The organism is Xenorhabdus vietnamensis (assembly GCF_002127535.1).
GTDB lineage: Bacteria > Pseudomonadota > Gammaproteobacteria > Enterobacterales > Enterobacteriaceae > Xenorhabdus > Xenorhabdus vietnamensis.
In genome coordinates this window covers 104,878-123,719 of the sequence record NZ_MUBJ01000007.1, presented here as the reverse complement: position 1 = coordinate 123,719, position 18,842 = coordinate 104,878, and the positions used below count along the sequence as shown (strand labels likewise).

16 protein-coding genes are annotated in these 18,842 nt (G+C 45.0%); all 16 read left to right on the top strand.

Features of this window, described 5'->3' with window-relative positions; genetic code table 11:
- The first annotated feature begins 5 nt into the window (after window positions 1-5).
- The 16 genes from rpsB to dnaE all read left to right on the top strand — a co-directional run bounded on the left by rpsB (window position 6) and on the right by dnaE (window position 18,833).
- Window positions 6-731, top strand: a complete 726-nt coding sequence (gene rpsB, locus Xvie_RS08610) for a 30S ribosomal protein S2 (protein ID WP_086108918.1) — start codon at window positions 6-8, stop codon at window positions 729-731.
- 183 nt (window positions 732-914) lie between these two features.
- Window positions 915-1,772: a translation elongation factor Ts gene (gene tsf / locus Xvie_RS08605; RefSeq protein WP_086108917.1), complete on the top strand. Its 858-nt coding sequence runs from the start codon at window positions 915-917 to the stop codon at window positions 1,770-1,772.
- A gap of 144 nt (window positions 1,773-1,916) precedes the next feature.
- Window positions 1,917-2,645 carry a UMP kinase gene (gene pyrH, locus Xvie_RS08600; RefSeq protein ID WP_086108916.1) on the top strand — a complete coding sequence of 243 codons (729 nt, stop codon included), beginning with the start codon at window positions 1,917-1,919 and terminating at the stop codon, window positions 2,643-2,645.
- A gap of 170 nt (window positions 2,646-2,815) precedes the next feature.
- Window positions 2,816-3,373, top strand: a complete 558-nt coding sequence (frr, locus tag Xvie_RS08595; RefSeq protein ID WP_086108915.1) for a ribosome recycling factor — start codon at window positions 2,816-2,818, stop codon at window positions 3,371-3,373.
- Window positions 3,374-3,557: 184 nt separating this feature from the next.
- On the top strand, window positions 3,558-4,754 hold the full coding sequence (gene ispC, locus Xvie_RS08590) for a 1-deoxy-D-xylulose-5-phosphate reductoisomerase (protein ID WP_086108914.1): 1,197 nt from the start codon (window positions 3,558-3,560) through the stop codon (window positions 4,752-4,754).
- A gap of 337 nt (window positions 4,755-5,091) precedes the next feature.
- Window positions 5,092-5,787, top strand: coding sequence for a polyprenyl diphosphate synthase (gene uppS, locus Xvie_RS08585; RefSeq protein WP_244175556.1), 696 nt, complete (start codon window positions 5,092-5,094; stop codon window positions 5,785-5,787).
- Between the two features lie 9 nt (window positions 5,788-5,796).
- Window positions 5,797-6,660: a phosphatidate cytidylyltransferase gene (gene cdsA, locus Xvie_RS08580; RefSeq protein WP_086108912.1), complete on the top strand. Its 864-nt coding sequence runs from the start codon at window positions 5,797-5,799 to the stop codon at window positions 6,658-6,660.
- A 9-nt stretch (window positions 6,661-6,669) separates the two neighbouring features.
- The gene (gene rseP / locus Xvie_RS08575; protein WP_086108911.1) at window positions 6,670-8,022 is read left to right on the top strand and encodes a sigma E protease regulator RseP; all 1,353 of its coding nucleotides are present in this window, start codon (window positions 6,670-6,672) and stop codon (window positions 8,020-8,022) included.
- A gap of 34 nt (window positions 8,023-8,056) precedes the next feature.
- Complete coding sequence (gene bamA, locus Xvie_RS08570) at window positions 8,057-10,432, top strand: outer membrane protein assembly factor BamA (RefSeq protein WP_086108977.1); 2,376 nt, start codon at window positions 8,057-8,059, stop codon at window positions 10,430-10,432.
- 160 nt (window positions 10,433-10,592) lie between these two features.
- A complete protein-coding gene (gene skp / locus Xvie_RS08565) occupies window positions 10,593-11,090 on the top strand; it encodes a molecular chaperone Skp (RefSeq protein WP_086108910.1) in 498 nt (165 codons plus the stop codon).
- A 4-nt stretch (window positions 11,091-11,094) separates the two neighbouring features.
- The gene (gene lpxD, locus Xvie_RS08560) at window positions 11,095-12,123 is read left to right on the top strand and encodes a UDP-3-O-(3-hydroxymyristoyl)glucosamine N-acyltransferase (protein ID WP_086108909.1); all 1,029 of its coding nucleotides are present in this window, start codon (window positions 11,095-11,097) and stop codon (window positions 12,121-12,123) included.
- A gap of 163 nt (window positions 12,124-12,286) precedes the next feature.
- Window positions 12,287-12,739 carry a 3-hydroxyacyl-ACP dehydratase FabZ gene (fabZ, locus tag Xvie_RS08555; RefSeq protein ID WP_086108908.1) on the top strand — a complete coding sequence of 151 codons (453 nt, stop codon included), beginning with the start codon at window positions 12,287-12,289 and terminating at the stop codon, window positions 12,737-12,739.
- Between the two features lie 3 nt (window positions 12,740-12,742).
- Window positions 12,743-13,540, top strand: coding sequence for an acyl-ACP--UDP-N-acetylglucosamine O-acyltransferase (gene lpxA / locus Xvie_RS08550; RefSeq protein WP_086108907.1), 798 nt, complete (start codon window positions 12,743-12,745; stop codon window positions 13,538-13,540).
- A 4-nt stretch (window positions 13,541-13,544) separates the two neighbouring features.
- On the top strand, window positions 13,545-14,732 hold the full coding sequence (gene lpxB / locus Xvie_RS08545; RefSeq protein ID WP_086108906.1) for a lipid-A-disaccharide synthase: 1,188 nt from the start codon (window positions 13,545-13,547) through the stop codon (window positions 14,730-14,732).
- Window positions 14,732-15,322 carry a ribonuclease HII gene (gene rnhB, locus Xvie_RS08540; protein ID WP_086108905.1) on the top strand — a complete coding sequence of 197 codons (591 nt, stop codon included), beginning with the start codon at window positions 14,732-14,734 and terminating at the stop codon, window positions 15,320-15,322. Before lpxB ends, rnhB begins: the two co-directional genes overlap by 1 nt.
- Before the next feature lie 28 nt (window positions 15,323-15,350).
- Window positions 15,351-18,833 carry a DNA polymerase III subunit alpha gene (gene dnaE, locus Xvie_RS08535; RefSeq protein ID WP_086108904.1) on the top strand — a complete coding sequence of 1,161 codons (3,483 nt, stop codon included), beginning with the start codon at window positions 15,351-15,353 and terminating at the stop codon, window positions 18,831-18,833.
- Window positions 18,834-18,842: the final 9 nt, after the last annotated feature.

Below are 18,842 nucleotides of genomic sequence, written 5' to 3'. Positions count from 1 at the left end.
CTAAAATGGCAACTGTTTCCATGCGCGATATGCTGCAAGCGGGCGTTCACTTCGGTCACCAGACTCGTTACTGGAACCCAAAAATGAAACCTTTCATCTTTGGTGCTCGTAACAAAGTTCATATCATCAACTTGGAAAAAACTGTTCCAATGTTCAACGATGCACTGGCAGAGCTGAACAAAATCGCTTCCCGTAAAGGTAAAATTCTGTTTGTTGGCACCAAACGTGCTGCTAGCGAAGCAATAAAAGAATCAGCACTGAGCTGTGACCAATACTTCGTTAATCACCGTTGGTTAGGTGGTATGCTGACTAACTGGAAAACTGTTCGTCAGTCAATCAAGCGTTTGAAAGATCTGGAAGTTCAGTCTCAGGACGGTACTTTTGACAAGCTGACTAAAAAAGAAGCGCTGATGCGCACTCGTGAGCTTGGCAAACTGGAAAACAGCCTGGGCGGTATCAAAGACATGGGCGGCCTGCCTGATGCTCTGTTTGTTATCGATGCTGAACACGAACACATTGCTATCAAAGAAGCAAATAACCTGGGCATCCCAGTATTCGCTATCGTTGATACCAACTCTGACCCAGACGGCGTTGATTTCATCATCCCTGGTAACGACGACGCAATTCGTGCAGTTAAACTGTACCTGACCGCTGCAGCTACCGCTGTTCGTGAAGGTCGTTCTCAAGATCTGGCTGTTCAGGCTGAAGAAGGTCTTGTAGACGCTGAATAATAAGGCATGCTCATTCTTGAGCCCTTATTGACCAGGTATTGAAATATATTGGTTAGGGGGCCTGTCATGGCCCCCTTTACATATCTGATATAGAACTATTATCTGATATAGAGCTTTTATCTGATATAGAACTTTCCACGCGGAGTATTATCTTCCCGCGAGACATATCGAGGAATAAAACAAATGGCTGACATTACCGCTGCTCTGGTAAAAGAACTGCGTGAGCGTACTGGCGCAGGCATGATGGAATGTAAAAAAGCACTGGTTGAAGCAAATGGTGATATCGAGCTGGCTATCGATAACATGCGTAAATCAGGTCAGGCAAAAGCGGCTAAGAAAGCAGGCCGTGTTGCTGCTGAAGGTGTTATCCTGGTTGAAGTTGCGGCTGATGCTAAATTCGCAGCTATCGTTGAACTGAACTGTGAAACTGACTTCGTTGCTAAAGATGCAGGCTTCCTGGCGTTCGGTAAAGAAGTTATCGCTTCTGTTATGGCAGACAAAAATTCTGACATCGACGCACTGAAAGCTCAGTTTGAAGAACCGCGTACTGCTCTGGTAGCGAAAATTGGTGAAAACATCAACATCCGTCGCGTTGCTATTCTGGAAGGTGAAGCAGTTGGTTCTTACCTGCACGGCGCTCGTATCGGTGTTCTGGTTGCTGCTGAAGGCGCAAACGAAGAACTGATTAAGCACGTTGCAATGCACGTTGCTGCAAGTAAGCCTGAATACGTGAACCCAACTGACGTTCCTGCTGACGTAGTTGAGCGTGAGCACCAGATCCAGCTGGATATCGCAATGCAGTCTGGCAAGCCTCGTGAAATTGCAGAGAAAATGGTTTCTGGCCGCATGAACAAATTCACCGGCGAAATCTCTCTGACTGGTCAGAACTTCGTGATGGATCCAAGCAAATCTGTTGGCGATCTGCTGAAAGAAAACAATGCTAACGTAATCAACTTCATCCGCTTCGAAGTGGGCGAAGGTATTGAGAAAGTTGAAGCTGACTTTGCAGCAGAAGTTGCAGCAATGAGTAAACAGTCTTAATTTTCTTAAATGGAGCCGCCGATTGGCGGTTCTGTTTTATCTCATGATGAATTTTGACATCTGGGCTGCATAGCGTGGATGTGTAGTAATTGAGTAAGTCGTAATAAATCCCCAATAATCCTTATCTGCTTAGGACTGAACACCATGGCAACCAATGCAAAACCCGTATATCAGAGAATCCTGCTTAAGCTCAGTGGAGAAGCCCTGCAAGGCGCAGAAGGTTTTGGTATCGACGCCAGCGTCTTAGATCGCATGGCTCAGGAAATCAAAGAACTGGTTGAGCTGGGTATTCAGGTCGGTGTCGTTATTGGAGGAGGCAACCTGTTTCGTGGTGCTGGTTTGGCAGAAGCAGGAATGAACCGTGTAGTAGGCGATCACATGGGCATGTTGGCGACTGTGATGAATGGTCTGGCAATGCGTGATGCTTTGCACCGCGCCTATGTGAACGCTCGTTTGATGTCTGCCATTCCACTGAATGGCGTGTGTGACAATTATAGCTGGGCTGAGGCGATCAGCTTACTGCGTCACGGTCGTGTTGTTATTTTCTCTGCGGGTACTGGCAACCCGTTCTTTACAACAGATTCCGCTGCATGTCTGCGTGGCATTGAAATCGAAGCGGATGTTGTGTTAAAAGCGACCAAGGTTGATGGCGTTTATTCTGCTGATCCTACAAAAGATCCTGAAGCCGTTCTCTACAATAATCTCACTTATCAGGACGTATTGGAGCGTGAATTGAAAGTGATGGATCTGGCGGCCTTTACATTGGCTCGTGACCATAACCTGCCAATTCGTGTTTTTAATATGAACAAACCAGGCGCACTTCGTCGTGTTGTGATGGGGGAAAGTGAAGGTACGTTGATCTCTCACAACTAATTTTTCACAATTCGTGTTCAGAGACATCGGTGAAATTTGACGGTATGATCAGCGTTTTAATGCGCCAAATTTAATGACTACGGGCCATACCCCTAAGTGTATTTGATTCACTTATCTGTGATTCACGTATGGGTGGCCTAAAAAATAACCATCTCCCAAGGGTTTGTAACGTGATTAATGAAATCAAGAAAGACGCACAAGACCGCATGGAAAAAAGCGTCGAAGCACTGAAAAACCAAATCAGCAAGGTTCGTACTGGCCGTGCTTCTCCTAGCCTGTTAGATGGCATCAGCGTTGAATATTATGGCGCTGCGACTCCATTGCGTCAGATTGGAAACGTCGTTGCAGAAGATGCCCGCACTTTGGCGATCACAGTATTTGATCGTTCCATGACTGCGGCTGTCGAAAAAGCAATTATGGCTTCTGATCTGGGCCTGAACCCATCTTCTGCCGGAACCATTATTCGTGTTCCATTGCCACCGCTGACTGAAGAGCGCCGTAAGGATCTGATTAAAGTTGTTCGTGGCGAAGCTGAGCAGGGTCGTGTATCCATCCGTAACATCCGTCGTGATGCGAATGATAAGGTCAAAAATCTGCTGAAAGACAAAGAAATCAGTGAAGATGAAGAACGTCGTTCACAAGAAGACATTCAGAAACTGACCGACAGCTTCATTAAGAAAATTGATGAAGCGCTGGCGAATAAAGAAACTGAGTTGATGGATTTCTAATTTCCATTTCATGTATCCAACGCCGCAAAAATTGCGGCGTTGTTCTTATCGTTAATATTACACTTCGTATCACATTTCTTTTTCAAGCGATGGACATAGCGATCTATTCCGCTCAAACTATTACGGTTTTCTGTTGCGATTTTCCATTGCGATTTTATATCAGTAGCATACTTAGAGTATTAAAATGAAACGGTTAACTATTCTTGGCTCAACGGGTTCGATTGGGAAAAGTACGCTTTCTGTTGTCCGAAATAACCCGGAGAAATTCAATGTCGTCGCATTGGTTGCCGGGAAAAATATTGAAGTCATGACACAGCAATGTTTGGAATTCCATCCACAATATGCAGCAATGGCAGATGAGCAGTCGGCGAAGGCACTGCGCCAGTTATTACAGGCGCAGGGAAGCCAAACCGAAGTTCTGTTTGGTAAAGATGCCATTTGCGACTTAGCTGCATTGGAAGAAGTCGATCAAGTCATGTCAGCCATTGTTGGTGTTGCAGGTTTATTGCCGACTTTGGCAGCTATCCGTAAGGGCAAACAAGTACTATTGGCTAACAAAGAATCTCTGATTACCAGTGGTCGTCTATTTATGGATGCAGTTGTTCAATATAACGCGCAACTGTTGCCAATTGATAGTGAACATAATGCCATTTTCCAAAGTCTGCCAGAGGCTGTTCAGCATAACCTTGGCAATATAAATCTAAAAGAACACGGTATATCGAGTATTATTCTGACGGGATCGGGCGGACCGTTCCGTAAAACACTTTTAGAGAAATTACCTGGTGTTACCCCGGATGAAGCATGTGCCCATCCTATCTGGTCAATGGGACGTAAAATTTCTGTTGATTCCGCCACCATGATGAACAAGGGATTGGAATATATAGAAGCATGTCATCTGTTCAATGCATCTGCAGATGAAATGGAAGTATTATTGCATCCTCAATCAGTCATCCACTCAATGGTTCGTTATCAGGATGGCAGCATCATCGCACAATTGGGAACGCAGGACATGTGTACCCCAATTGCTTATGCAATGGCTTACCCTAATCGCATTCCATCCGGTGCAAAACCATTGGATTTTACTGAATTGAGCATGCTTACTTTTGAATCTCTGGATTATCAGCGTTATCCTTGTTTGAAGCTGGCTATTGAGGCTTGTCATCAAGGGCAGGCGGCCACAACGGCTTTGAATGCAGCAAATGAAGAAACAGTTGATATTTTTTTGAAAGATGGAATCCGCTTCACAGATATTGCGACAATTAATCGATTGGTTGTGGAAAAAATAAATTTACCTGAACCTCAAAGCATTGAAGCAGTCTTAGAAATTGACAGCATAGCAAGGGCTTTGGCGAGGGAAACCATAAAGGCGTTTGCCAAATAGCAAGTTTCGTTAATAAGTATATGTTTGCGTTTGGGCAAATGTTATAGTTCGCGGGTAAATTATAGTTGCTATAATAGCCAATTCAATTATCTGGTTCCTGCATTCTAATCATGGATAAGAGTGTTAGGGCTTACCGGAAATAAAGGCTTTCATTCAGGTCGAACCAGAAATAGCCGTGGTATCCGTGGTAATTGTTGACACGTGACACGGCTTTTTTATGTTTGAAAGTGGTTTAATTTATCGAAAAGTCAGGTTAGTTATTTAAGGATTATTTTGAGTGATACCTCCCAATGATAGTGACTCATCGCCAACGTTACCCAGACATGTTGCCATCATTATGGATGGTAATGGGCGCTGGGCAAAACAACGTGGCAAATTAAGAGTTTTTGGCCACCGAGCAGGAATTAAAGCGGTGCGGAGTGCCGTGAGTTTTTCAGTTAAACATAACATTGAATCGTTGACGCTATATGCTTTTAGCAGCGAAAACTGGAATCGCCCACAGCAGGAAGTCAGTTCATTGATGGAGTTGTTTGTTTTCGCCCTCGATAATGAAGTAAAAAACCTGCATAAGCACAATGTGAAATTGTCTGTTATTGGTGATATCAGTCGGTTTGGCTCACGGTTGCAGGAGCGTATCCGCCGTTCAGTTGAATTGACAGCGGGCAATACCGGATTGCAGCTTAATATTGCCGCTAATTATGGTGGTCGTTGGGATCTGCTTCAGAGTGTTAAACAAATTGCTGAAAAAATTAAAGCAAATGAGTTGGCTCCAGAAGAGATTACCGAAGCTACAGTGGGTAGCTTTATCAGTGTAAGTCAGCAGCCTGAAGTTGATTTGGTTATTAGGACTGGAGGCGAACATCGTATCAGTAATTTCCTGTTATGGCAGATCGCTTATGCAGAATTGTATTTTACCGATATACTTTGGCCTGATTTTGATGAAACTGCCTTTGAAGGTGCCATTAATGCCTTTGCTAAACGAGAACGCCGATTTGGCGGAGCAATACCAGACGATGCCGAAGTGGGATCATAGGAGGAGAACTTGCTGAAGTACCGTCTTTTAACTACGTTGATATTAATTCCTCTTGTTATTGTAGCGCTGTTTTTCCTCCCCCCATCAGGGTTTGGGTTGGTTGTCATCGCTGTATCAGCACTTGCTGCATGGGAATGGGGACAATTTGCAGGTCTTTTCACTCAGGCTAAACGTATCACACTGGCCGCGTTATTTGCTGTAGGGTTATTAGCCTTGCAGTATTCTTTATCTGATTTTTCCCATCTCATTGAAAAAAAACAAATTGTATATTTATTATGGGCTGGCATGCTTTGGTGGGGAGCCGCTATTTTACTGGTGGTGACTTATCCTGCTTCTGCTTCCATTTGGAAATCATCAGTTGTCTTGCGTCTGTTATTTGGGGTTCTGACTATTGTGCCATTTTATTGTGGAATGATGGTACTGCGTACTCAGGGCTATGAAAATAATAGTTATAATGGCGCATGGTGGTTGCTGTACGTCATGCTGTTGGTATGGGCTGCTGATTCAGGCGCTTATATTTTTGGCCGTACAATGGGTAAGCATAAAATGGCTCCCAAAGTATCACCAGGCAAAACACTTGAGGGGCTTTTCGGTGGGTTGTTAACTGCTGCGTTGATTTCGTGGTTGTTCGGGAAATTTGCTCCTGTCTCTGCGATGCCAGAACATCTATTGCTGATTTCTACAGCAGTAGTTATTGCTTCGGTCTTTGGTGATTTGGCTGAAAGTATGTTCAAGCGGGAATCGGGGATCAAAGACAGCAGTCAATTGATTCCGGGACACGGTGGTGTCATGGATAGGGTTGATAGCCTAACAGCGGCGGTACCAATATTTGCTGGGCTGGTTATGTTAATTTCTTCTGGATTTACTCTCTGAAGGTACGTAATGGATATTCTCTGGAATCTGGCTGCATTTATTGTTGCTTTGGGTATTCTCATCACAGTGCATGAGTTTGGTCATTTTTGGGTTGCCAGACGATGTGGTATCCACGTTGAACGTTTTTCTATCGGGTTTGGAAAAGTGCTTTGGCGTCGTACAGATAAACAGGGAACTGAATACGTTATCGCCCTTATCCCCCTTGGGGGATATGTCAAAATGCTCGACGAACGGGCAGAGGAAGTTTCTCCCGAACGTCGTCATATGGCATTCAACAACAAAACTATTGGTCAGCGCGCGGCAGTGATCAGCGCAGGGCCAATCGCAAATTTCATTCTGGCGGTGATCGCCTATTGGCTGGTTTTTGTGATTGGCGTGCCAGCCGTGCGCCCTGTAGTGTTGGATGTGAAGCCAAATTCTATTGCTGCACAGGCAAATATTTTGCCTGGAATGGAACTAAAAGCCGTTAATGGTATCGAAACTCCTGATTGGAATTCGGTGCGTCTTGCCATGATAGATAAAGTCGGTACGGCATCGGTATCTGTGGATGTTTTACCTATGAATTCGCTTGATAGTGTTCAAAAGACACTGGATTTGCGTGAATGGGCTTTCGATCCGTCCAAGCAGGATGTTGTGCTGTCTTTGGGAATTATGCCTGTTGTTCCACAGATTAGTTCGCAAGTGGAAAACGTTCATCCAGCTTCAGCTGCTGAAAAAGCGGGTTTACAAAGTGGGGATAGGATCGTTAAAGTCAATGGCCAAGATGTAGATGTATGGCACACTTTTTCTTCTTTTGTCAGGAAGAATCCTAATATTCCTCTAAAATTGGACGTTGCAAGGGCAGATACAATGGTTTCTCTGTCTTTGATTCCTGAAGTCAGAAAATTGTCCAATGGTCGTGAAGAAGGATTTGCTGGCACCGAACTGAAAATCATTCCATTAGCGGATGAATACAAATTTATTCAGCAATATGGACCTCTTTCTGCCGTTTATGAGGCAGGGGACAAAACCTGGCAATTGATGAAACTGACTGTCAAGATGCTCGGCAAATTGATTGTGGGCGATTTAAAACTTAATAATCTGAGTGGCCCGATTTCCATTGCCAAAGGCGCTGGTGTATCGGCTGATTCTGGCTTGGTGTATTATTTGATGTTTTTGGCGCTGATTAGCGTCAATCTTGGGATCATTAATTTGTTCCCATTGCCAGTACTAGATGGTGGACACTTGCTTTTCCTTGCTATCGAAAAGATCAAGGGCGGGCCAGTCTCCGAGCGTGTACAAGACTTCAGTTATCGCATTGGTGCTATGTTACTGGTGTTATTAATGGGGCTTGCACTTTTCAATGATTTCTCCCGCTTTTAAGGTGGGGGACCGGTTAGGAAAACGCATAACAACGATGGCGATGAAAAAGTTGCTCATAGCGTCGCTGCTGTTCGGCAGCGCCACTGCATACGGTTCAGACGGATTCGTAGTTCGGGACATTCACTTTGAGGGTCTTCAACGTGTCGCCGTTGGTGCAGCATTACTGAACATGCCAGTTCGAGTAGGTGATACGGTTAGTGATGAAGATATTAGTCGCACGATTCACTCATTGTTCGCAACTGGAAACTTTGAAGATGTTCGTGTCTTACGTGATGGCAATTCACTTGTCGTTCAAGTAAAAGAACGGCCGACCATCGCCAGCATTACTTTCTCCGGTAACAAATCGGTGAAAGATGACATGCTCAAGCAAAATCTTGAAGCCTCTCGTGTCCGTGTTGGTGAAGCCCTTGATCGCACCATGCTGTCCAATATTGAGAAAGGGCTGGAAGATTTCTACTACAGTGTTGGTAAATACAATGCGACAGTAAAAGCTGTTGTCACGCCTCTGCCCCGCAACCGTGTTGATTTGAAACTTGTTTTCTCTGAAGGGATTTCTGCCAAAATCCAACAGATTAATATTGTTGGCAATAAAGCCTTCTCAACTAATGAGTTGCTTAACCATTTCCAACTTAGGGACGATGTCCCTTGGTGGAACATGACGTCTGACCAAAAATACCAGAAACAAAAATTAGCCGGTGACCTTGAAACTCTACGTAGTTTCTATCTTGATAGAGGCTATGCTCGTTTCAATATCAGCTCGACTCAAGTTAACCTGACGCCGGACAAGAAAGGTATTTATATTACTGTCAATATTACCGAAGGTGATCAATACAAAATCACAGGCGTTGATTTGAATGGTAATTTGGCTGGTTACCAGTCCCAAATCGGTGAATTGACAAAAATTGAGCCGGGTTCGCTGTACAACGGTGCAGAAGTAACCAAGATGGAAAAAGCCATCAAAAACCTGCTTGGTAGCCATGGTTATGCTTATCCTCGTGTTATGACACAACCTGAAATCAATGATGCGGATAAGACGGTTAAGTTGCATGTGAATGTTGATGCTGGCAATCGCTTCTATGTGCGTAAAATCCGCTTTTCAGGCAATGATGTTAGTAAAGATTCGGTACTGCGACGTGAAATGCGTCAGATGGAAGGTGCATGGCTGGGCAGTGATTTGGTTGAGCAGGGCAAAGAACGCCTAAATCGATTGGGATATTTTGACACTGTTGATGTGGAGACTGAACGTGTACCGAGCAGCCCAGATCAGGTTGATGTAGTTTACAAAGTCAAAGAACGCAATACTGGTTCTATGAACTTTGGTGTTGGTTTCGGTACAGAAAGTGGCATGAGTTTCCAAGTTGGTGTCCAGCAGGCTAACTGGCTGGGAACCGGAAACTCGGTAGGTATCAACGCCAGTAAAAATGACTATTCAACATCGGCCGATTTATCCATAACTAACCCTTTCTTCACTGTTGATGGTGTAAGTCTGGGTGGGCGTGTGTTCTATAATGATTTCCGCGCCAATGACGCTGATCTTTCGAATTATACTAATAAAGCATACGGCACTGAGGGAATGCTCGGGTTCCCATTGAATGAAAATAACGGCTTATCATTGAGACTGGGTTATATACATAACTCCCTGTCTAACATGCGACCACAGGTTGCGATGTGGCGTTATTTGGACAAGATGGGCAGAAAAACAAACTTCAATGACAAGGCGAGATTTGACTCCAATGACTTCTCGGTAACTGTGGGATGGGTTTACAACGATCTTAACCGTGGTTTCTTCCCGACATCTGGCCTGAAATCATCTCTGGATGCGAAAGTGACGATTCCAGGCTCAGATAACCAGTTCTATAAAATTACTTGGAACTCAACAAGTTATTACCCATTGAATGATGCTCAGTCATGGGTGCTGATGGGGCGCACACGCCTAGGATATGGCAGCGGTTTTGGTGGCAAAGAAATGCCATTCTATGAAAACTTCTATGCTGGTGGTTCCAGCAGTGTTCGTGGCTTCCGCTCGAATAATATTGGCCCGAAAGCTGTTTATTTGGATAAAGAGGGTAAAGAGAAAAATAGCCCATCCCGTGATGCTGTAGGTGGTAACGCCACGGCGGTCGCCAGTTTCGAACTGATTACCCCGACACCATTCCTGGATGCTAAATATTCCAATTCTCTGCGGACTTCTCTATTTGTGGATGCGGGAACTGTGTGGGATACCAATTGGAAGCCTTACGCTGGGGTGCCAGACTATAGTAAGCCAAATAATATCCGTGTTTCAGCGGGTATTGCTCTGCAATGGATATCACCATTAGGGCCATTGAGCTTCTCTTATGCGAAGCCAATCAAGGAATACGAAGGTGATAGATCGGAGCAATTCCAGTTCAATATTGGCGGAGTTTGGTAATTATTAATCATTTTTGGTAAAAATCGCTCTACTATTAAATAGAGTAGGTAGAGCGGTATTGAGAGTGAATCCCATATTGAAAAGGGTAAACTACATAGTTCAGTGGGATAGGCCCTAAGTCTTCCAGTTTTTAAAATAGCGTAGGTCAAAGGAGTTTATAGTGAAAAAATTATTGTGTGCAGCAAGCTTGGGTATGACATTAGCACTCTCTGCAGGCGTTCAGGCGGCAGATAAAATTGCTGTAGTGAATGTTATGGAAGTTTTTCAAAAGTTACCTGCCCGTGAAGCTGTGGCAAAACAATTGGACAATGAATTTAAAAGCCGTGCAACTGAATTACAGAGTATGGAGTCCGAGCTGAAAACCAAAATCCAGAAATTACAGCGTGATGGCTCAACAATGAAAGCCAGTGAACGTGAAAAACTGGAAAAAGAAATGAAGGCGAAACGTGAAGACTTTGCTCAGAAAGTGCAGGGTTTTGAAAATGACAACCGTCGTCGTCATATGGAAGAACAAGATAAACTTATAAATCGTATCAAGGATGCGGTTAAAGTGGTTGCAGGCAAAGAAGGTTACGATCTTGTTTTGGATGCGAATGCCACCGTGTATTCTGAGTCTGGTAAAGATATAACTGCAGAAGTACTGAAACAGGTTAAATAAGTAAATGGTTTCAATTCGATTAGCTGATCTCGCTCAGCAGTTGAATGCGCAATTGCAGGGTGATGGCGATATCGTCATCACTGGCATTGCACCGATGTATTCAGCAAATAACGAGCAAATTACATTTTTATCCGACAGTCGTTATACTGACAAGCTTTCTGCATGTCAGGCTGCGGCTGTTGTGCTGCGTGAAGCAGACCTTCCTCATTGTAAGGTTGCCGCGCTGGTTGTTGATGATCCTTATCTTGCCTATGCCCGCATGGCACAAATTATGGATACGACACCAAAACCTGCACAGGATATCCATCCATCAGCGGTTATCTCTTCTGAGGCGATTCTGGGCAAAAATGTGGCGATTGGTGCAAATGCAGTTGTCGAGTCCGGCGTTGTGCTTGGTGATGATGTTATCGTTGGTGCCGGTTGTTTTATTGGAAAAAATGCGCGGATTGGCGCAGGAACTCGTCTTTGGGCCAATGTATCGATATACCATAATGTTGAGATTGGTGAATTATGCTTGATCCAATCAGGAACTGTTATAGGTTCAGATGGTTTTGGTTATGCCAATGAACGTGGAAATTGGATTAAAATCCCACAGTTAGGCACAGTGATCATCGGAGATCGCGTTGAAATCGGTGCTTGTACAACAATCGATCGGGGTGCGTTGGATAACACAGTTATCGGTAATGGTGTTATCATAGACAACCAATGCCAGATTGCTCATAACGTGACAATCGGAGACAACACCGCAGTGGCTGGTGGTGTCATTATGGCGGGTAGTCTGAAAGTTGGTTGTTACTGTATGATTGGTGGAGCCAGTGTCATTAATGGACACATGGAAATCTGTGATAAAGTGACTGTGACTGGTATGAGCATGGTGATACGTCCAATTACAGAGTCTGGCGTATATTCGTCTGGTATCCCGTTACAACCGAACAAGTCTTGGCGTAAGACAGCCGCTTTAGTCATGAACATTAATGAAATGAATAAGCGGCTAAAGTCAGTTGAACGTCAACTGGACGGTGAAAACGAGTAATCATACTAGCATCTAGGATGGGCATCTTTAATTAAACGTTTTTAATTAGTATTTTTGGTTGTGCTTTTGATTTTTTGCGGCCTGCCTGATAACTCTGAGTTTGGGGTTAACGCAGGCCGTGTCGTTAATATTATGATTCTTATATGACAGGAAGAGTATTTAGATGAGTGATAATCATACTCTACAAATTGAAGAGATTTTAGATTTACTTCCTCACCGCTACCCATTTTTATTGGTAGATCGTGTTTTAGATTTTGAGGAAGGTAAATTTCTGCGCGCAGTCAAGAATGTATCATTTAATGAACCATTCTTTCAGGGGCATTTCCCTGGTAAACCCATTTTTCCAGGCGTTCTGATCCTTGAGGCAATGGCCCAAGCTACTGGTATTCTGGCGTTCAAAAGTGTTGGATCGCTGGAGCCAGGTGAATTGTATTACTTTGCAGCGATTGATGGCGCTCGCTTCAAGCGTCCGGTGTTGCCAGGTGATCAAATGGTAATGGAAGTAGAATTTATTAAAGAACGTCGCGGAGTTGCGCGTTTTAGAGGCGTAGCGAAAGTCGATGGAGAAGTGGCTTGCGAAGCTGAAATGATGTGCGCTCGCCGTCGTGAGGCTTAACCCATGATTGATCAGACCGCTGTTATTCACCCCTCTTCCATTGTTGAAGAGGGTGCTGTCATTGGTGCCAATGTTCGCATTGGCCCATTTTGTTATATCGGTGCTCAGGTTGAGATTGGTGAAGGGACTGAGTTGAAATCCCATGTTGTGGTTAATGGGATCACCAAGATAGGTCGTGATAACCAGATTTATCAATTTGCTTCCATTGGTGAGGTGAATCAGGATCTCAAATATCAGGGTGAGCCAACTCGCGTTGAAATTGGTGATCGCAATCGCATTCGTGAAAGTGTTTCTATCCATAGGGGCACGGTTCAGGGTGGGGGATTGACTAAAGTCGGCAGTGACAACTTACTGATGATTAATGCCCATATCGCTCATGACTGCATCGTTGGTGACCGTTGTATCATTGCGAACAATGGTACATTGGGTGGGCATGTTATTTTGGGTGATTACGTCATTATTGGTGGAATGACGGCGGTACATCAATTTTGTCAGATTGGCTCTCATGTTATGGTCGGTGGTTGCTCTGGCGTTGCGCAGGATGTTCCTCCTTACGTTATCGCCCAAGGAAACCATGCAACACCATTCGGATTGAATATCGAAGGTATGAAGCGTCGTGGGTTCGATAAAGAATCTCTGCATGCAATTCGTAATTCCTATAAGGCGCTTTATCGCAGTGGAAAAACGTTGGAAGAAGCCAGGCAAGAGATTGGCCTTCAAGCAGAAAACAATCCGCATGTGAAAGTATTCAGTGATTTTCTGGAAAATTCCGCAAAATCCAGTCGTGGCATCATTCGTTAAGTAGATGAAGGATACTCCTTTGACTACCTTTTCTTCTATTATTGATAATCAGCGCCCGCTGACAATTGGCTTGGTCGCCGGAGAAACATCCGGTGACATCCTTGGGGCTGGGTTGATTCGCGCGTTGAAAGCAAAAATTCCGCACGCCCGTTTTATAGGTGTTGCTGGCCCCCTTATGCAGGCGGAAGGTTGTGAAGCCTGGTATGAGATGGAAGAGCTGGCAGTAATGGGAATTGTCGAAGTTCTGGGGCGTTTGCCTCGCTTGCTGAAAATACGCAAAGACTTAACAGAGCGTTTTATCGCGTTGAAGCCTGATGTGTTTATTGGAATCGATGCTCCTGACTTCAACATTACGTTAGAAGGTCGGCTTAAACAGCAGGGAATTAGAACGATCCATTACGTTAGCCCATCAGTCTGGGCATGGCGTCAGAAACGTGTGTTTAAAATTGGTCGGGCAACGGATTTGGTATTAGCATTTTTACCATTCGAAAAAGCTTTTTATGATCGGTTTAATGTCCCATGTCGGTTTATCGGGCACATGATGGCAGACGCAATGCCTTTGCAAACGGATAAAGCAGCTGCCAGAAGAATTTTGAATCTCCCGTTGAATGCTCACTGTCTGGCGATACTGCCCGGTAGTCGTCATGCCGAAGTAGAGATGCTAAGTGCTGATTTCTTAAAAACCGCACAATTATTACGGGAGAAATTTCCCGACCTGCATGTCTTGGTTCCTTTGGTTAATGCCAGACGGCGTGAACAGTTTCAGCGCATTAAAGACGAAATTGCACCGGATTTGCAGCTCCATTTATTGGATGGTAAAGCTCGTGAAGCCATGATTGCCAGTGATGCTACATTACTTGCATCCGGTACGGCAGCACTGGAATGCATGCTGGCCAAATGTCCCATGGTGGTGGGTTATAGAATGAAACCTTTTACATTCTGGCTGGCAAAACGTTTGGTGAAAACACCATATGTTTCCTTGCCTAACCTGCTGGCAGGAAAAGAATTAGTCAAAGAATTACTACAAGATGAATGCAAGCCACAAGCATTGTCAGAGGCATTGTTGCCTCTTTTGCTGGGTGGTGCTGATGTGGAAGCGTTGAAACAAACATTTTTGCATTTGCACGAAAGCATTCGCTGTGATGCCGATGAACAGGCTGCGCAAGCCGTTCTGGAATTAGCGAGAAGATAATGGATTTTGTTTATCCTCAGGCGAATTTGATTGCCGGTGTTGATGAAGTTGGGCGTGGTCCGTTGGTGGGTGCTGTAGTTACTGCGGCAGTCATTCTTGATCCGGCTAACCCTATCACAGGTTTAATGGATTCGAAAAAACTCACGGAAAAACGCCGTGAGGCACTGTATTTGGAAATAAAAGAAAAAGCCTTGTGTTGGAGTCTCGGGCGTGCAGAGCCGGAAGAGATCGATCAGCTCAATATCCTCCATGCCACAATGCTTGCTATGCAAAGAGCCGTCGAGGGTTTGGCTCTCACCCCTGACTATGTTCTGATTGATGGCAATCGTTGCCCAGCGCTGGCCATGCCAACACAAGCAGTCGTAAAGGGCGATAGTCTGGTTGCAGAAATAAGTGCAGCCTCCATTCTGGCCAAAGTAACGCGTGACAGAGAAATGGCAGAATTAGATAAACAGTTTCCTGGTTATGGTTTTGCGCAGCACAAAGGTTATCCTACAGCCCTGCATCTCGAAAAACTGGCTTCTTTGGGTGCTACGGAGCATCATCGTAAAAGTTTTGCCCCAGTAAAACGGGCGCTAGGTCTTGGATAAAAATCTGGGATAAGTATCTGGACAGATTATGACAGAACCACGTTTTGTGCACTTACGTGTTCACAGTGATTATTCAATGATTGATGGCTTGGCCAAAACTAACCCATTGGTGAAAAAAATCGCCAAATTGGGAATGCCGGCTTTTGCAATTACGGATTTTACCAATTTGTGTGGATTGGTGAAGTTCTATGGCAGTGCCCACGGTGCCGGTATCAAGCCAATTATTGGTGCTGATTTTTATGTGGAAAGTGATTTGTTGGGGGATGAATATGCCCATCTGACGATCCTTGCCCGCAATAATGAAGGTTATCAAAACCTGACCTTGTTGATCTCCGAGGCTTACCAAAAAGGTTATGGTGCGATTGGCCCGACCATCAAACGGGAATGGCTGGCAAAATACAAGGCTGGGCTGATCTTACTGTCAGGTGCGCGTATGGGGGATGTGGGTAAATTCCTGCTGCGTGGCAATCGTGTGATGGTGGATCAATGCCTCGATTTTTATCAGGAGCATTTCCCTGACAGCTATTACCTTGAATTAATCCGTACCGGGCGTCAGGATGAAGAAAGCTATCTTCATGCGGCTGTGGCACTGGCAGCAGAAAAAAATCTTCCCGTTGTGGCAACCAATGATGTCTGCTTTCTGGAGAGCGAAGATTTCGATGCCCATGAGATCCGGGTTGCTATCCATGATGGTTATACGCTGGCTGATCCGAAACGCCCTAAAAATTACAGCCCTCAGCAATATCTACGCAGTGAACAGGAGATGTGTGAACTTTTCTCAGACATTCCTGAAGCGCTACAAAATAGCGTAGAAATTGCTAAACGCTGTAACGTCACGATCCGTCTTGGTGAGTATTTCCTGCCGCAATTTCCGACAGGAGAAATGAGCACTGAAGATTTTCTGATTGAAAAATCCAAACAAGGATTGGAAGAGCGTCTGGAGTTCCTCTATCCCGATCCGGAGATCAGGGCGCAAAAACGCCCAGAATATGATGATCGGCTCGATATTGAACTGAAAGTGATCAACCAGATGGGATTCCCTGGCTACTTTCTGATCGTGATGGAATTTATCCAGTGGTCGAAAGATAATGGTGTTCCCGTCGGTCCGGGACGAGGCTCTGGTGCTGGCTCCCTTGTGGCTTATGCGTTAGCGATTACCGATCTTGACCCGCTGGAATTCGATCTGCTGTTTGAACGTTTCCTTAACCCTGAACGTGTTTCCATGCCTGACTTTGACGTCGATTTCTGTATGGAAAAACGTGATCAGGTTATCGATCACGTTGCAGATATGTACGGACGAGATGCGGTATCGCAGATTATCACTTTTGGTACGATGGCGGCGAAAGCGGTTATCCGCGATGTTGGGCGTGTGCTTGGGCATCCATATGGTTTTGTTGATCGAATATCAAAATTGGTGCCTCCTGATCCCGGCATGACGCTGGAAAAAGCCTTTATGGCTGAGCCGCAACTACCTGAAATTTACGAAGCGGATGAAGAGGTTAAGGCGCTGATAGATATGGCGCGCAAACTGGAAGGTGTCACCCGTAACGCAGGTAAGCATGCTGGTGGTGTGGTTATTGCACCAACCAAGATTACTGACTTTGCACCGATTTACTGTGATCCCGAAGGGCAAAACCCGGTTACCCAGTTTGACAAGAACGATGTGGAATATGCGGGGCTGGTTAAGTTTGACTTTCTTGGCCTGAGAACGCTGACCATCATCAACTGGGCACTTGAGATGGTGAATACACGTCGTGCCAGGAAAGAGTTGGAGCCGATTGACATCGCGGCTATTCCTCTGAGTGATCAGAAAAGTTTCGATATGCTGCAACGTTCTGAAACCACGGCGGTGTTCCAGCTTGAATCCCGTGGGATGAAGGATTTGATCAAACGCCTGCGTCCTGACTGCTTTGAAGACATGATCGCCTTGGTAGCATTATTCCGCCCTGGGCCGTTGCAATCAGGCATGGTAGATAACTTTATCGACCGTAAACATGGACGGGAAGAGATCTCTTACCCTGATGTTGAATGGCAGCACGAATCCTTAAAACCTGTATTGGAACCGACTTACGGTATCATTCTGTATCAGGAACAGGTGATGCAGATTGCTCAGGTTTTGGCGGGTTATACGCTTGGTGGTGCAGATATGCTCCGCCGTGCAATGGGTAAGAAAAAGCCAGAGGAGATGGCTAAGCAGCGGTCAGTATTTGAAGAAGGAGCGATAAAACAGGGCGTTAATGGCGAACTTTCCATGAAAATCTTCGATTTGGTGGAAAAATTCGCGGGTTATGGCTTTAACAAATCTCACTCCGCAGCTTATGCATTGGTTTCTTATCAGACTTTATGGTTGAAAGCTCACTATCCGGCAGAATTTATGGCGGCTGTGATGACGGCTGATATGGATAACACTGAAAAAGTCGTTGGGCTGGTGGATGAGTGCTGGCGCATGGGGCTTAAAGTTCTGCCTCCTGATATTAATAGTGGTTTGTATCATTTCCACGTCAATGATGACGGAGAAATTGTTTATGGTATTGGTGCGATTAAAGGTGTAGGTGAAGGGCCGATTGAAGCAATTATCGAAGCCCGGCAGAAAGGAGGGCACTTTAAGGAACTATTTGACCTGTGCGCACGCGTTGATATCAAAAAAATAAATCGCCGTGTGATGGAAAAACTGATTATGTCCGGTGCTTTTGACCGACTGGGTCCACATCGTGCGGCGCTAATGTCCTCTCTGGAAGGTGCACTGAAAGCAGCGGATCAACATGCCAAAGCTGAAGCTACCGGTCAAACGGATATGTTTGGCGTGTTGGCGGAAGAGCCAGAACAGGTTGAGCGTTCATATGCCAGTACACCTAAATGGCCAGATCAGGTGGTCTTGGATGGTGAGCGGGAAACACTGGGTCTGTATTTAACTGGGCACCCGATCACAAGTTATTTGAAAGAGATTGAACGATATACGAATGGGTTGCGTCTAAAAGATGTAAATCCGACACCTCGTGGTCAAGTAACAACTGTGGTAGGTTTGGTATTGGCGTCCAAAATATTGACAACCAAACGGGGAAACCGGATTGGTATCAGTACATTGGATGATCGCTCAGGACGGCTGGAGATCATGCTGTTTTCTGATGCGCTGGAAAGGTATCAGCATTTATTAGAACAGGACAAGATTTTGATTGCTACCGGACAAGTCAGCTTTGATGACTTCAGCGGTGGGCTTAAAATGACGGTTCGTGAATTAATGGATATCAGTGAGGCCCGTGAAAAATTTGCACGTGGGCTTGCTATCTCATTATCAGACAGGCAAATTGATGAACAATTATTGAACCGTCTCCGTGGTACATTGGAGCCACACCGTTCAGGTACGATACCGGTTCATCTTTATTACCAGCGGGTAGATGCCCGCGCCCGTTTACGATTTGGTGCAACATGGCGGATAACGCCAACAGACACCCTTTTGACAGATCTGCGAACTCTGCTGGGTAATGAGCAGGTAGAATTAGAATTTGACTAGAATAGGAAC

Coding starts and splice junctions, on each gene's coding strand:
- rpsB (WP_086108918.1), top strand. CDS start 6: ATGGCAACTGTTTCCATGCGCGATATGCTGCAAGCGGGCGTTCACTTC.
- tsf (WP_086108917.1), top strand. CDS start 915: ATGGCTGACATTACCGCTGCTCTGGTAAAAGAACTGCGTGAGCGTACT.
- pyrH (WP_086108916.1), top strand. CDS start 1,917: ATGGCAACCAATGCAAAACCCGTATATCAGAGAATCCTGCTTAAGCTC.
- ispC (WP_086108914.1), top strand. CDS start 3,558: ATGAAACGGTTAACTATTCTTGGCTCAACGGGTTCGATTGGGAAAAGT.
- uppS (WP_244175556.1), top strand. CDS start 5,092: ATGGATGGTAATGGGCGCTGGGCAAAACAACGTGGCAAATTAAGAGTT.
- rseP (WP_086108911.1), top strand. CDS start 6,670: ATGGATATTCTCTGGAATCTGGCTGCATTTATTGTTGCTTTGGGTATT.
- bamA (WP_086108977.1), top strand. CDS start 8,057: ATGGCGATGAAAAAGTTGCTCATAGCGTCGCTGCTGTTCGGCAGCGCC.
- lpxD (WP_086108909.1), top strand. CDS start 11,095: ATGGTTTCAATTCGATTAGCTGATCTCGCTCAGCAGTTGAATGCGCAA.
- fabZ (WP_086108908.1), top strand. CDS start 12,287: ATGAGTGATAATCATACTCTACAAATTGAAGAGATTTTAGATTTACTT.
- lpxA (WP_086108907.1), top strand. CDS start 12,743: ATGATTGATCAGACCGCTGTTATTCACCCCTCTTCCATTGTTGAAGAG.
- lpxB (WP_086108906.1), top strand. CDS start 13,545: ATGAAGGATACTCCTTTGACTACCTTTTCTTCTATTATTGATAATCAG.
- rnhB (WP_086108905.1), top strand. CDS start 14,732: ATGGATTTTGTTTATCCTCAGGCGAATTTGATTGCCGGTGTTGATGAA.
- dnaE (WP_086108904.1), top strand. CDS start 15,351: ATGACAGAACCACGTTTTGTGCACTTACGTGTTCACAGTGATTATTCA.